Source organism: Bradyrhizobium liaoningense, from assembly GCF_018130825.1.
Taxonomy (GTDB): domain Bacteria; phylum Pseudomonadota; class Alphaproteobacteria; order Rhizobiales; family Xanthobacteraceae; genus Bradyrhizobium; species Bradyrhizobium liaoningense_B.
Genome location: NZ_JAFCJS010000002.1, coordinates 951,432 through 966,046, shown reverse-complemented (window position 1 = coordinate 966,046; position 14,615 = coordinate 951,432). Strand labels below are relative to the sequence as shown.

Here is a 14,615-nt window from a genome sequence, read left to right as displayed (position 1 = left end):
ACAGCATGGTCCGAGAGCGCCGCGATCCCGAACAACGTCCGTCTCCCGAGGCGCTGCTGGAAGCTGCGCGCCGGGAGGAAAGCGCGAGCGGCAAGCTGAAGATCTTCGTCGGCGCCGCCCCCGGTGTCGGCAAGACCTACGAGATGCTGCAGAGCGCTCATGCCAAGCGCAAGGCCGGCATCGATGTCGTGGTCGGCTTCGTCGAGACCCACGGCCGCGCCGAGACCGAGGCGCTGGTGCGCGGCCTCGAAGTGATCCCGCGCAAGCGGCTCGATTACCGCGGCCAGATCGTCGAGGAGATGGACCTCGACGCCGTGATCGCGCGGCGGCCGCAAATCGCGCTGGTCGACGAGCTCGCCCACACCAATGCCGCGGGCAGCCGCCATCCCAAGCGCTATCTCGACGTCGAGGAGCTGCTATTCCACGGCATCGATGTCTACACCGCCGTCAACATCCAGCACATCGAGAGCCTGAACGACGTCGTCGCCCAGATCACCCATGTGCGGGTGCGCGAAACCGTGCCGGATTCGGTGTTCGACCGCGCCGACGCCATCGAGCTGATCGACCTCACGCCCGACGATTTGATCCAGCGGCTGAGGGAGGGCAAGGTCTACGTCCCCAAACAGGCCGAGCGGGCGCTGGAGCATTATTTCTCGCCCGGCAATCTGACCGCGCTGCGCGAGCTCGCGCTGCGGCGGACGGCCGAACGGGTCGACGAGCAGCTGCTCAACCACATGCAGGCGAATGCGATCGCCGGCCCCTGGGCCGCGGGCGAGCGCATCCTGGTCTGTGTCAGCGAAGATCCACGCGCGGCTGGCCTCGTCCGCTACACCAAGCGGCTGGCCGACCGGCTGCATGCACCGTTCACCGCGATCTCGATCGAGACCCGGCGCTCGCTGCAATTGTCCGACGAGGAGCGCGATCGTCTCGCCGATACGCTGCGGCTCGCGGAGGCGCTGGGCGGCGAAGCCTTGACCATTCCCGCCGTCGGCCGCCGCATCGCCGACGACGTCATCAACTTCGCGCATGGCAACAACGTCACCCAGATCGTGATCGGCAAATCGACCCGCTCGCGCTGGTTCGAGATGACGCGCGGCTCGGTGGTGCATGATCTGGTGCGCCGTGCGGGCAATATCAGCGTCCACGTCATCCCCGGCGACGAGCTCTCCGAAGAGGCGGCGCCAAAGACAGTGGTGCAGACCGCGGCACGGTCCGAGCCGTTTGATGCACTTCCTTATCTGAAGGCGCTCGGGATCACCGCACTCGGCCTAGCCGCAGCGGTGGCCATCAAGCCCTATTTCGGCATCGAGAACGTTGATCTGATGTTCCTGACCGCGGTGGTCGCCGTGGCTGTCCGCTATGGGCTGTGGCCGTCATTGCTTGCGAGCGTTGCGGCGTCGCTGGCGTATAACTTCTTCTTCCTGCCGCCGGTCTACACCTTCACCATCACCGATCCAACCAACGTCGCGGCGTTCTTCTTCTTCATGTTGATCGCGTTCGTGGTGTCGAATGTAGCAGGCCGCGTGCGCACGCAGGCCGATGCAGCCATCGGCCGGATCAGGATGACCGAGCAGCTCTATGCCTTCAGCCGCAAGCTCGCCGGCACCGCCACGCTCGACGACGTCCTCTGGGCGAGCGCCTACCAGATCGCGTTGATGCTGAAGGTGCGCGTCGTGCTGCTGCTGCCGGAGGACGGTCTGCTCACGGTGAAGTCAGGCTATCCGCCGGAGGACCAACTGGACCAGGCCGACCTCGCCGCTGCCAACTGGGCCTGGAGCAATGATCGTTCCGCCGGCCGTGGCTCGGACACGTTGCCGGGCGCAAAGCGGCTGTTTCTGCCGATGCGCACCGGGCGCGGCCCCATCGGCGTCATCGGCATCGACAACGACCGCACCGGTCCGCTGCTGACGCCGGACCAGCGCCGGCTGCTGGACGCGCTGGTCGACCAGGGCGCGCTCGCGATCGAGCGCGTGCTGCTGGTCGAGGACATGGATCGCGTCAAGCGCACCGTCGAATCCGAGCGGCTGCGCTCGGCGCTCTTGACCTCGATCTCGCACGACCTGAAGACGCCGCTCGCTTCCGTGCTGGGGGCGGCCTCGACCATGCGCGATCTCGCCGGTGCCTTGTCCGACACCGAGAAGCGCGACCTGCTCGCCACCGTGATCGACGAATCCGAGCGGCTCAACCGCTTCATCGCCAATCTGCTCGACATGACCAAACTCGAGTCCGGCGCCATCGTGCCCAACACGGCCTTGCACGATCTCGGCGAGATCATCGGCAGCGCGCTGCGCCGCGCCAGCAAGATCCTGACCGCGCACAAGGTCGAGCTGGTGCTGGCCGCCGATCTGCCGATGCTGCAGCTCGATGCCGTGCTGTTCGAGCAGGTGCTGTTCAACCTGCTCGACAATGCCGCGAAATATTCGCCGCCCGACACCACCATCTCGATCCGGAGCCGGCGCGAGCGCGATCAGGTGGTGCTCGAGGTTGCCGACGAAGGCGACGGCATTCCGTCCCACGAGCTCGAGAGCGTGTTCGACAAGTTCTACCGCGCGCAGAAGGGCGATCACGTCCGTCCCGGCACGGGCCTCGGGCTCGCCATCTCCCGCGGCTTCGTCGAGGCGATGCGGGGCACGATTTCGGCCGCCAATCGCAATGACCGGAGCGGCGCGATCCTCACCATCCGTCTGCCGGTTCCGGCACAGACCCACGCATTGGATACCGCCGCATGAGTGCCGCCCCGATCAAGGTCCTGGTCATCGACGACGAGCCGCCGATCCGCAAATTGTTGCGGATGGGGCTGACGACGCAGGGCTATGAGATATTGGAAGCACCGAACGGCAAGTCGGCGCTGGAAAAGCTCGCTGAAGGACCCGCGCTGATCATCCTCGATCTCGGCCTGCCCGACATCCAGGGTCATGAGCTGCTCCGCACCATCCGGGCCCGCAACGAGGCCGTGCCGATCGTGGTGCTGTCGAGCCGGGGCGACGAGGCCGGCAAGGTGCAGGCGCTCGATCTCGGTGCCGACGACTATCTGACGAAACCGTTCGGCATGGACGAGCTTCTCGCGCGCCTGCGCGCCGCGCTGCGGCACCAGCTCCAGGTGCAGGGTGAGCGCCCGGTGTTTCGCACCGGCGATCTCTCGGTCGATCTCGTGCGCCGCATCGTCAAGGTCGGCGAGCGCGACGTCAAACTGTCGCCGAAGGAATACGACCTGCTGCGCGTGCTGGTGCAGCACGCCGGCAAGGTGCTGACCCATCGGTTCCTGTTGAAGGAGCTGTGGGACGAGCTGACCGATGCGCAATACCTGCGCGTCTATGTCCGCCAGCTCCGCCAGAAGATCGAGGCCGATCCGGAGCGTCCGCAATATGTGCTGACCGAGACGGGGATCGGCTACCGGCTGAAGGCGGGGGATTGACCCCACAGACCTGTAGGGTGGGCAAAGGCGCAAAGCGCCGTGCCCGCCATTCTCTCGATTTCGATAACGGTGGTGGGCACGCTCCGCTTTGCCCACCCTACGATATCGAGTATGGGGCGAGCGGTCTCCTCACCCCGCCTTCCTGTGCCTCGCCGCTGCCCGGTGCGACTTTCGCGGACTGCGCTGCCGTCCCGTGGCACGGCGCGCATGCGACTTCGCCGACGTTTTCCCCCCGCGCCGCTTCAGGCTCTGCTTCAACGCATCCATCAGGCTGACGACGTTGCTCGGGCGCTCCTCGGGCTCGGGCAATTCGATCTTCTTGCCGCTGGCCTTGCGCTTCACCAGCGCCTTCAGCGCGTTCTCGTACTCGTCCTTGAATTCGCCGGGATCGAAATGCGCGGCCTTGGTGTGCAGGATGTGGCCGGCGAGCTCGACCATGTCCTTGGTGATTTTCGGGCTCTTGATGTCGTCGAAGAACTGGTCCTCGTCGCGGAGCTCGTAAGGGTAGCGCAGCGTGGTGCCGAGCAGGCCCTTGCCGAGCGGCTCGATCGCGATGATGTGCTCGCGGTTGGTGAGCACGATCTTGGCGAGCGCCACGCGATCCTGATCCTTCATGGCATCGCGGATCACCGCGAAAGCGTCGGCTGCGGCCTTGCCGTCAGGCGCGATGTAATAGGGATGGTTGAGATAGCGCTGGTCGATTTCCTCGCTCGGCACAAAGCTCTCGATGTCGATGGTGTGGTTGCTCTCGATCTGGACCGCCTCGAGTTCCTCCGGCTCGATCTCCACATATTTGCCCTTGCGCAGCTCGTAACCGCGTCCCTTCTGGTCGCTCTCGACGACGTCGCCGGTCTCGGCGTCGACCATCTGCTGCTTGAGACGGTTGCCGGTCTCGCGGTTGATCATATGAAACCGGGTCTTCTCGGCCGCTGTCGTCGCGGGGTAGAGCACGACGGGACAACTGACCAGCGACAGCTTCAACGTTCCCTTCCAATAGGCGCGCGGGGCCATTGCATTCTCCAGCGTTTTCAAGGTGTTTTGGAACCCCAACCCCTCCATTGTGTTTTGGTTCCGGGTGGGACTTTTGCCGTGATAGGCTTTGAAAACCAAAAGAGAAGCGGGACCGGTCGTGCTGCGAAAACTCTCCACCTACCGACAGAAGCGTGACTTCGAGAAGACGCCCGAGCCATCCGGCAAGACCGCGGTGGCACCATCGGAACAGCGTCGTTTCGTGATCCAGAAGCATGACGCGTCGCGGCTGCACTACGATTTCCGGCTCGAATTCGACGGCGTGTTCAAGTCCTGGGCCGTGACGAAAGGGCCTTCGCTCGATCCGCACGACAAGCGCCTCGCGGTCGAGGTCGAGGATCACCCGCTCGACTATGGCGATTTCGAAGGCACGATTCCGGAAGGCCAGTATGGCGGCGGCACCGTGATGTTGTGGGACCGCGGCACGTGGGAATCCGACGATCCCGAAGCCGGCTTCAAGAAAGGCGACCTCAAGTTCACGCTCCACGGCGACAAGCTGCATGGCAGCTGGGTCCTGGTGCGTATGCGCAACCGCGGCGGCGAAAAGCGCACCAACTGGCTGCTGATCAAGCATCGCGACGACTATGCCCGCGAAGGCAAGGCCAACGACATTCTCGACGAGGACACCTCGGTCGCCTCGGGCCGCGCGATGGAGCAGATCGCCGAAGGCAAGGGCCGGGCGCCAAAGCCGTTCATGCTGGCGAAGGGCACGGGCAAGGCCAAGGCGAATGCGGTCTGGCAATCCAATCGGGCCGAGGAGACGAAAGGCAGGACCGTCCAGCCGGCGCCGCGCACGGCGTTGAAGGCCGCCGGAAAGAAAGGAAAGAAGACGACGACGGCCACGAATGCCAGGAAGGTCTCGGCGATGCCGGATTTCGTGGCGCCGCAGCTCTGCACGTCGGTCGAGCGGCCGCCGGCCGGCGCGGGCTGGTGCCACGAGATCAAGTTCGACGGCTACCGCGTGCAGCTCCGGGTCGAGGACGGCGAGGCCACGTTGAAGACGCGCAAGGGCCTGGACTGGACCGACAAGTTCGCCTCGATCGCGAAGGAGGCGGGCTCGCTGCCGGATGCCATGATCGACGGCGAGATCGTCGCGCTCGACCACAACGGCGCGCCGAATTTCTCCTCGCTCCAGGCCGCACTGTCCGACGGCAAGACCGAGGACCTCATCTTCTTTGCCTTCGATCTCCTCTTCGCGGAAAATCAGGACTATCGCCGGCTGCCGCTCGGCGAGCGCAAGGCGCGACTCAAGGAATTGCTTGAGGCGCGCAAGCGGAAGTCGGCCCAGATCCGCTATGTCGAGCATTTCGAGAGCGGTGGCGATGCCGTTCTGGAATCGGCTTGCAAACTCGAGCTGGAAGGCGTGGTGTCGAAGAAGCTGGACACGCCGTACCGCTCGGGGCGAACCGAGAGCTGGACAAAAGCAAAGTGCCGCGCTGGGCATGAGGTCGTGATCGGCGGCTACAAGACCACCAACGGCAAATTCCGCTCGCTGATGGCCGGCGTGCATCGCGGTGATCATCTCGCCTTCGTCGGCATGGTCGGCACTGGCTTTGGCGCCGACACGGTCAAGCGCATCATGCCCTCCTTGAAGGCCATGGAGGCCAAGGAGAGTCCGTTCGGTGGCAAGAATGCCCCGAAGAAGACGCGCGACGTGCACTGGCTGAAGCCGGAGCTCGTCGCCGAGATCGAATTTGCCGGCTTCACCGCCGACGGCAATATCCGCCAGGCCGCGTTCAAGGGCTTGCGGCAGGACAAGCCGGCCGAGGAGGTCGAGGCCGAGACGCCGGTCGATACCGCGCTCGCAAAACCTTCGGCCCGGAAGCGTGTCGTTTCAAAAGCTGGCAAGAAGGACGCCGGCACCGCCGAGGTCATTGGCGTCGTCATCTCGAAGCCCGACAAGGAGCTATGGCCGGACGGCGGCGACGGCGAGGGCGTCACCAAGCTCGATCTGGCGCGCTATTTCGAATCCGTTGGCGCATGGATGATCGAGCACATCAAGGGCCGCCCCTGTTCGATCCTGCGCGCACCCGATGGCATCGGCGGCGAAAAATTCTTCCAGCGGCACGCGATGCAGGGCACATCAAACCTGCTCGAGCTCGCAAAAGGCTCCGGCGATCGCAAGCCCTACTTGCAGATCGATCGCGTCGAGGGGCTCGCGGCGGTGGCGCAGATCGGCGGCCTCGAGCTGCATCCCTGGAATTGTGCGCCGGATGCCTATGACACGCCGGGCCGGCTGGTGTTCGACCTCGATCCCGCGCCGGACGTCGACTTTGCCGACGTCGTCGAGGCGGCCAAGGAGATGCGGCAGCGGCTCAGCGATGTCGGTATGGAAAGCTTCTGCAAGACCACGGGCGGCAAGGGCCTGCATGTGGTCGTGCCGCTGCTCCATGGTGCGCGCGACAAGGTGAGCTGGAAGGAGGCCAAGGCGTTTGCGCAAGGAATCTGCCGGTGGATGGCCGATGACGATCCCGAGCGCTATCTGCTCAACATGTCGAAGAAGCTGCGGGACGGAAAGATCTTTCTGGACTATCTGCGCAACGATCGGCTCTCGACGGCGGTAGCGCCCCTGTCTCCCCGCGCGCGTGATGGCGCCACGGTCTCGATGCCGCTCGCCTGGGCGCAGGTGAAGAGCGATCTCGATCCGAAGAAATACACGGTGAGGACCGTACCCGGCCTGCTGGCGCGTTCGAAGGCGTGGGAGGGCTATGATGATGCGGCCGCGTCGATCAAGGCGGCGATGAAGAAGCTGGCGGGGAAGAAGTAGGGTGGGTTAGCCGTAAGGCGTAACCCACCTCTTTGGTTTCCGCAGAGACAGAGGTGGTGGGTTACGCTCGCGGACCGCGCTTTGCGCGACCGCGTGCTAACCCACCCTACGAAGTCTGCAACTAGATCCGTCCCATCAGCAGCAGGATCAGCAGGATGACGATGACCAGCCCGAGGCCGCCGCCGCCGTAATAGCCGGTGCCGTAGAACGGGCCGCCGCCAATGCCGCTGAAGCCGCCGAGCAGGGCGATGACTAGAATGATCAGAATGATCGTGCCGATTGACATGCGAGTCTCCTCCAGCCCTTGCAGAAAGGGTCGTTTGCACCTGTCCCGTGTGTGAGGGCAACTTGCCGCAGGTTTTAAAGTTCCGGTTTTGAAACGGGGCGACAGGTGCAAGTTGCATGGAACCTTTATGGTCGCAGACGGCATCACTAAGTGAGGATCAATCAGCACGGGGCAGGACCATGTCAGCACCGCTTGTCGTTTCCATTCCGCATCGCCTCGGCCGCGAAGAGGCGGTGCGCCGGCTCAAGGCCGGGCTTGGCCGCGCGGCGGCCAGCATTCCCGTGATGCAGGTCGAGGAGGAGCGCTGGAGCGGCGACAGCATGAATTTCCGCATCCGCGCGCTCGGCCAGGTCGCGACCGGTCAGGTCGACGTCGCCGACGATCACGTCAAGGTTCAGGTGGTCTTGCCGTGGCTGTTGCAGCGCTTTGCCGAGATGGCGCAGGCGACGATCAAGAAGCGCGGGCAGCTGCTTCTGACCAAGGACGACGGAAAGTGAGTTTCAGGCGCTTACGCGCTGCCGCGCAGGCCTGATCGCGCTTGCTGCGCGGGCCGCAATGACAGCCGCCGGAAGATCACGGAAAGCCTGTGCGATCGGCAGTGCGTTGCCTGCAAGTCCCGCTGCGGCATAGCCCGTGATATCGACGGTCGCGTCGAAGCTCTCGCGGGCGGGCCATTCCCGGCCGGCTTGCGTGAACGGCGCAAACCGGCGTCCGACGATGACGATCGCTGCCGAGCGGCCTCGGCGGCGAGCGAACGCGATGACGTGCTCGGCATGCGTGCCGCGCACCTCCAGCGGCTGATAGTCGCCTTGCGCGAAAACGTCGCCGAGCTCGTTGCGCTGCCTGAGCAGGCGCCGCGTCCAGGCGAGCTTGAGCCGTCCGTCCGGCCAGGTCCTGCTCAGCTCGCTCCAGTCCGGTGCTTGCAATGACGCCAGCGCCGTATCGCGCGCGGAAAAATCCACGGGGCGGCGGTTGTCGGGATCGACCAGCGACAGGTCCCAGAATTCGGTGCCTTGATAGAAGTCGGGCACGCCCGGCAGCGTCGCCTTGAGCGTGAGCTGGCTCAGCGAGTTCAGGGCGCCGAGCAGCGCGAGACGGCGGGCCAGGGTTTGCAGCGCCTCCAGGAATTCGCCTGACAGCGCGGGATCGAGGATCTTTTCGATGAAGCTCCTGACGCCGCTCTCATAGGCCTCGTGCGGGTTGAGCCAGCTCGTCTCCTCCTTGCCCTCGCGCGCGGCCTTGAGCGCATAGGCCTGGATGCGCTCGACGAAACCGGCACCGGGCGGCCCCTGCAGCGGCCATGCGCCGAGCAGGGTCTGGTAGAGCATGTATTCGAACGTCGCCGACGGCGCGCGCAGATGGCCGTGGAGCGCAAGATGCGGCGCATTCAGAACCTTCCAGCGCGACACCGCGCTGGTCCATTCCCCGGGGATTTCGCTGAGCGCCGCGATCCGGGCGCGCGCGTCCTCACCGCGCTTGGTATCGTGGGTAGCGGTCGCCGTCATCCCCAGCGGCCACTCCCGGGCACGCGCCCGCATCGCCTCATGGAAAGCGGGGACGGTGAGGCCGGTGCTCGCGGGATCGCCGCCGACCTCGTTCAGCGCCAGCAGCCGATGGAACTGGTAGAACGCGGTGTCCTCCAGCGACTTTGCCATCATCGGCCCGGTGAACTGCTGCACCTTCAGCGCGAAGCGGCGCACGCGCGGCGTGCTGTGAGGGGGACGTCCGGGCTTGAGCAGATCCATGGTCAGGGCATCGCGCAGGAAGTCGAAGATGCCTTCGTCCGCGGCGAACCACTCGGCGCGGGCGCGCGCGATGGTGTCCTCGATCAGCTTGCGGTCGTGCGCGGTCGCCCCGGCCGTGGTCAGATAGGTGCGATAGACCGGGAAATGCAGCACATAGAGCTCGAGCGCCTGGCGCAGGCTGTCGGCCGAGAAGTCGCGGGTCGAATAATGCCCGTTGGCGATGCGCGCGAGCAGGCGCGTCAGCACGGTGAATTCACTCGTCAGCAGCGTCTCCAGCACGCGCCGCTTGGCCTCCTTGACGTAAGGCGCAAGCCGCGGCGAGCGGTTGCTGACCTGGCGCCAGGTCTCGTCCAGCGCCTCCAGCCCTTGGGGATCGACCAGCACCTGCGTGATGACGTTCATCCACTCATAGCCGGTGGTACCCTGGACGCCGGCGAAATGCGGCAGCTTCTCGTGCTCGCAGAGGATCTTTTCGATCACCGTGTAGAACGATCTTGTCTTGCCCTGCGCATCGCGCACCAGCCGGCGCAGCCGCTGGCAATATTGCGCGGGATCGCGCAGACCGTCGATGTGATCGAGGCGGATACCCTGCAATCTGCCGTCGGCGACGAGCTGCTTCACCAGGCGGTGCGTGGCGGCGAAGGTGCCGGGATCTTCGACGCGCAGGCCAGCGAGGCCGTTGACGTCGAAGAAGCGGCGATAATTGATGTCGCTGGAGGCGAGCCGCCAGTGGCCGAGCTTGTAGTTCTGGCGCTCCAGGAGGTGATGCAGCGCCAGTGTCTGCGCGGGACGGTCCTTGGCGGCGCGGTAGGCGGCAAGACCGCGGCTGATGATGTCGGCCGCGCCCGCGATCTCCTTGAGCTCCGACTTGAATCCCGGCGCTTCCTTGCGATTGGGGCGGCGTAATCCCGTATAGCGCGCCGCAAGCGCGAGCAGGCGCTTGCCGGCCTCCGTCTCCGCGGCATCCGCCTCCTTCACGATCACGCGCAGCATTTCGCCATAGCGCTCGGGCGCGATCGGCAAGCGATGCTCGAAATACCAGGCCGAAAAGCTTCCCTCATCGGGATCGTAGCGCAGCTCGATCTCGCCGCGCTCCAGCGCCTCGCCATAGGAGGAGCCGAGGATCGGCAGCAGCACGCCGCCGCGGGCGCGATAGGCCAGTTGATCCCAGTCGATGTCGAAGGAGATCGCGTGCGGCGAGGCCTGTCCCCATTCCAGCACGTCGAGCCACCAGGGATTGTCGGCAAAGTGCACGCCGACATGGTTGGGCACGAAGTCGATGATGAGACCGAGATCGTGCTGCCTGAGCGCCTCGCTCAGCCGCGCGAAGCCGGCTTCGCCGCCGAGCTCGGGACTGAGCTGGCTGTGGTCGACGGTGTCGTAGCCATGCGTCGAGCCCTTGCGGGCCTTCATCACCGGCGAGGCATAGAGATGCGTGATCCCAAGTGCCTCCAGATACGGCACCACCGCGGCGGCCTCGTCGAAGCCGAAATCCGCGGTGAGCTGAAGCCGGTAGGTCGCAATGGGAATCGCGGGAGGCATGTCAACCTCCGAGGCGCCAGACCACCGACCAGGGCGGAAGCCGATCGCCGGCCGCGCCGCCCCAGATCGGCGTGCCGGTGCTGACATTGGAGGTGATCTCGTGGTCCGACAGATTGGCGATGAGGCGCAGCGTCGTGCCGTCGCCCATGCGCCAATGTGCGCTGAGCAGACCGTTGTCGGCCGCCTCCGCATCGCCGAAGCTTGCGCCCTTCAGCCGCGGCATGATCTCCTTGCGCCGGAGCGCGAGCAGCTCTCGTACCAAAGCTAATCGTGCGTTCTGCTCCGGCGTACGCCCGGTCCAGTCGAGCACAGCCGATTGCAGTGTTGCGGGATCGAGCGGGTCGGGCACCTCGTCGCCGTATGTCTCATAGGCCCAGCCATATTCCTGCCTGCGGCCCTTGCGCACGGCATCGGCAAGGCCGCCCTGGAAATCGCAGAAGAACGGGAAGGGGACCTTCGAGCCCCATTCCTCGCCCTGAAACAGCATCGGCACCATCGGCGCGAGCAGGGTGACTGCGAGCGCCGCCTCGATCTGCTGCGGCGATGCGAGCGCCTCGAGTCGCTCGCCGAGCGGGCGGTTGCCGATCTGGTCGTGGTTTTGCAGGAAATTGACGAAGGTCGAAGGCGGCAACTGGCCGCTCGGCTCGCCGCGCGGCTTCTTGCCCCAGAATTCCGAGATCTCGCCCTGGTAGACGAAGCCGGAAGCGAGCGCGCGAGAGAGATCCATGCGCGGGGTCTGGTAGTCGGCGTAGTAGCCGGCGAGCTCGCCGGTCAGCATCACGTGCCAGACGTGATGGTAATCGTCGTTCCACTGGCCGCGATATTTTCCGTTCGGCGGCTCCTGAGCGGCGTCGAGCAGGCTGGCGCGATTGTCGCCGTTCTCCAGCACGAGATGGATGTGCCGCCCCGTCGCCCTGGCAAGCTCGCCGGCGGTCACGCTGAGGTCCTGCAGCATCGATTGTTCGCCGGGGACAGCCATGATGTGGTTGGCGGCGTCCAGCCTTAGTCCGTCGATGCGGTAGTCGGTCAGCCAGGACAGCGCGTTCTCGACCGCAAAGGCGCGCACCTGCGGCACCCTGTAGTCGATCGCGCTGCCCCAGGGTGTGTGCGCATCGGTGAAGAAAGACGGCGCATAGCGGCCGAGGTAGTTTCCTTCAGGGCCGAAATGATTGTACACGACGTCGAGGAACACCATCAGCCCGCGCAGATGGGCCTCGTCAATCAGCATCTTCAGATCTTCGGGGCGGCCATAGGCGCTGTCGGGCGCATACCACAGCACGCCGTCATAACCCCAGCCGCGGCGTCCCGCGAAATCGGCCAGCGGCATCAATTCCAGCGCAGTGACGCCGGTCGCCGCGAGATGATCGAGCTTGTCGATCATGGCGCGGTAGGTGCCTTCGCTCGTGAAGGTGCCGACATGGGTCTCGATCAGCACCGTCTCTTCCCACGGCCGGCCGCGCCAATCCTGCGCGCGCCAGGCGAAGGCGTCGTGATCGATCACCTCGCTCGGGCCGAACACGTCTTCGGGCTGGAAAGCCGAGGCCGGATCGGGCACGTCGATCTCGTCGTCGATCCTGAATTTGTAGGGGCTGCCAGGGGTGAGGCCGGCAATCTCGGCCACGTACCAGCCATCCTGCCGGCGCTGCATCGCGTGCCTGCGGTCGAGCAGGAGATCGACACGGCGCGCGCCGGGAGCCCACAGCCGGAACGACACGCCGTCTTTCGTTGGCCGCGCCCCGAAGGATGGCCTCATGACGCCCCCGCGAAGGCGAGCACGGAGCGCGGCGCCGCCTTGCTATCGCTTCCGGACGGGAAGTCGATGGTGTTCAGCTTGGCATCGGTCGTGTTCAGGATCTGCTGCCAGCTCTTGTATTCGGTCATCTCGGGCAATTTGAATGCGATCTCTTCGGGCGCGGCGTTCAGGACGATAAAGATCGCAGCCCCGCCCGGTTCCATCGGTCCCATCACATAGGAGAGAAACCGCCCATCCGGGAATGTCCAGTCGCTCTCCGTCATCTCGCTGCCTGTGGGCGTCAGCCACAGCGCGCCGTAGGAGCTGCCGTCCTTGGGGCGACCGTCGAGCCAGCGATGGCTGCGAAGCTGCGAGAAGCGGCGGCGGATGTCGGCGAGATGGCCGACGAAATCGACCATGTCCTCGCCCTCCGCTCCGAGTTTGTCCCAGCCGACCCAGCCGACCTCGTTGTCCTGGCAATAGGCGTTGTTGTTGCCGGATTGCGAATTGCCGACCTCGTCGCCGGCGAGGATCAGCGGGACGCCCTGCGCCAGCATCAGGCAGGCCAGCACGTTCCTGCGAAGCTGCCGGCGCAGCTCCAGGATTTTTTCATCGTCGGTCGCTCCCTCGACGCCGCAATTGTTGCTGTGGTTGTCGTTGGAGCCGTCGCGATTGTCCTCGCCATTGGCCTCGTTGTGTTTCTCGTTGTAGCTGAAGAGGTCGGCGAGCGTGAAACCGTCATGCACGGTGATGTGGTTGATGCTGGCGCGCGGCCGCCGTCCGTCGTGTTTGAACAGGTCGGAGGACGCCGTCATGCGGCTGGAGATGTCGCCGATCAGGCTGCCTTCGCCGCTCCAGTAACGGCGCATGGCGCTGCGATAGCGGTCGTTCCACTCCGACCATTGCGAGGGGAATGCGCCGACCTGGTAACCGCCGAGGCCGAGGTCCCAGGGCTCGGCGACGAGCTTCACGGCGGCCAGCACCGGATCCTGCCGGATCGCGGTCAGAAACGAGATGCCGCGATCAAAACCGTTCGGTCCGCGCGCGAGCGTGGTGGCGAGATCGAAGCGGAAGCCGTCGACATGGCAGACCTCGACCCAGTAGCGCAGCGAATCCATCACCATCTGCAGCACGCGCGGATGGGTGAGGTTCACCGACGAGCCGCAGCCGGTGAAGTCGTCGTAATAGCGCGGGTTCTCGCGGTTGAGCCAGTAATAGGAGGCATTGTCGATGCCGCGGTAGCACAGCGTCGGGCCGAGATGGTTGCCCTCGGCGGTGTGGTTGTAGACGACGTCGAGCATCACCTCGATGCCGGCATCGTGCAGGCGCGCGACCGTGGTGCGGAAGGAATCCAGCGCATTGTCCTGGGCGTAGCGCGGCTCCGGCGCGAAGAAGGACAGCGTGTTGTAGCCCCAGTAATTGGCGAGCTTCTTTTCCACCAATATGCGGTCGTCGACGAAGCTGTGGATCGGCAGCAGCTCGATGGTGGTGACGCCGAGCTTCTTCAGGTGATCGATCATCGCCGGCGAGGACAGGCCGCCATAGGTGCCGCGCAAATTCGGCGGCACGTCGTCGCGCTTCTGCGTCAAACCTTTGACGTGAGCCTCGTAGATGATGGTGTCTTCCCAGGGGATGTTCGGCCGGATCTCGCGCCGGCCCCAGTTGAAGGTCTCGTCGACCACGACGGCCTTGGGCATGCCGCGCGCATTGTCGCGCCGGTCGAACGACAGGTCCTCGCGCGGCGAGCCGGTGCGGTAGGCGAAATGCGCATCGCTCCAGACCAGCCGCCCCGAGAGCCGCTTCGCATAGGGATCGAGCAGCAGCTTGTTGGCATTGAAACGGTGACCGTGCTCGGGCTCGTAGGGGCCGTGCACCCGGTAGCCGTAGAGCTGGCCGGGCGAGACGTCGTTGAGATAGCCGTGCCAGACGTCCTCGGTCCTTTCAGGCAGTTCGACGCGCTCGAGCTCGCGGCGGCCTTGGGCGTCGAACAGGCAGAGCTCGACCTTCTGCGCGTTGGCGGAGAACAGCGCAAAATTGGTGCCGCGTCCGTCCCAGCTTGCGCCGAGGCGTGCGGGCGATCCGGCGGTCAGGCGCATATG

Annotated in this window: 9 protein-coding genes; 4 read left to right on the top strand and 5 right to left on the bottom strand. The window is 65.3% G+C overall.

Annotated features, from left to right (window positions below; genetic code table 11):
* The first annotated feature begins 5 nt into the window (after positions 1-5).
* Positions 6-2,729 carry a sensor histidine kinase gene (locus JQ603_RS12915; RefSeq protein WP_212339832.1) on the top strand — a complete coding sequence of 908 codons (2,724 nt, stop codon included), beginning with the start codon at positions 6-8 and terminating at the stop codon, positions 2,727-2,729.
* Positions 2,726-3,415, top strand: coding sequence for a response regulator (locus JQ603_RS12910; RefSeq protein WP_212339831.1), 690 nt, complete (start codon positions 2,726-2,728; stop codon positions 3,413-3,415). The genes JQ603_RS12915 and JQ603_RS12910 overlap by 4 nt, the downstream gene beginning before the upstream one ends.
* Positions 3,416-3,544: 129 nt before the next feature.
* Here the strand turns inward: JQ603_RS12910 and JQ603_RS12905 are convergent, their stop codons facing one another.
* The gene (locus JQ603_RS12905; RefSeq protein ID WP_212339830.1) at positions 3,545-4,426 is read right to left on the bottom strand and encodes a Ku protein; all 882 of its coding nucleotides are present in this window, start codon (positions 4,424-4,426) and stop codon (positions 3,545-3,547) included.
* Between the two features lie 118 nt (positions 4,427-4,544).
* On the opposite strand from JQ603_RS12905, the gene ligD reads away from it, so the two are divergent.
* Complete coding sequence (gene ligD / locus JQ603_RS12900; RefSeq protein WP_212339995.1) at positions 4,545-7,211, top strand: DNA ligase D; 2,667 nt, start codon at positions 4,545-4,547, stop codon at positions 7,209-7,211.
* Between the two features lie 121 nt (positions 7,212-7,332).
* On the opposite strand, the gene JQ603_RS12895 is transcribed toward ligD, so the two are convergent.
* Positions 7,333-7,497 carry a DUF3309 family protein gene (locus JQ603_RS12895; protein ID WP_018318514.1) on the bottom strand — a complete coding sequence of 55 codons (165 nt, stop codon included), beginning with the start codon at positions 7,495-7,497 and terminating at the stop codon, positions 7,333-7,335.
* A 179-nt stretch (positions 7,498-7,676) separates the two neighbouring features.
* Here JQ603_RS12895 and JQ603_RS12890 point away from each other — a divergent pair, with 179 nt between their 5' ends.
* Positions 7,677-7,994: a polyhydroxyalkanoic acid system family protein gene (locus tag JQ603_RS12890; protein ID WP_212339829.1), complete on the top strand. Its 318-nt coding sequence runs from the start codon at positions 7,677-7,679 to the stop codon at positions 7,992-7,994.
* A 3-nt stretch (positions 7,995-7,997) separates the two neighbouring features.
* Here JQ603_RS12890 and treY read toward each other — a convergent pair whose 3' ends face one another.
* Genes treY through glgX form a run of 3 tightly spaced genes read right to left on the bottom strand, consistent with a single transcriptional unit; the run spans position 7,998 to position 14,612 of the window.
* Positions 7,998-10,784: a malto-oligosyltrehalose synthase gene (gene treY, locus JQ603_RS12885; RefSeq protein WP_212339828.1), complete on the bottom strand. Its 2,787-nt coding sequence runs from the start codon at positions 10,782-10,784 to the stop codon at positions 7,998-8,000.
* A 1-nt stretch (position 10,785) separates the two neighbouring features.
* Positions 10,786-12,537 carry a malto-oligosyltrehalose trehalohydrolase gene (gene treZ / locus JQ603_RS12880; protein ID WP_212339827.1) on the bottom strand — a complete coding sequence of 584 codons (1,752 nt, stop codon included), beginning with the start codon at positions 12,535-12,537 and terminating at the stop codon, positions 10,786-10,788.
* Positions 12,534-14,612, bottom strand: a complete 2,079-nt coding sequence (gene glgX, locus JQ603_RS12875) for a glycogen debranching protein GlgX (protein WP_212339826.1) — start codon at positions 14,610-14,612, stop codon at positions 12,534-12,536. The genes treZ and glgX overlap by 4 nt, the downstream gene beginning before the upstream one ends.
* Positions 14,613-14,615: the final 3 nt, after the last annotated feature.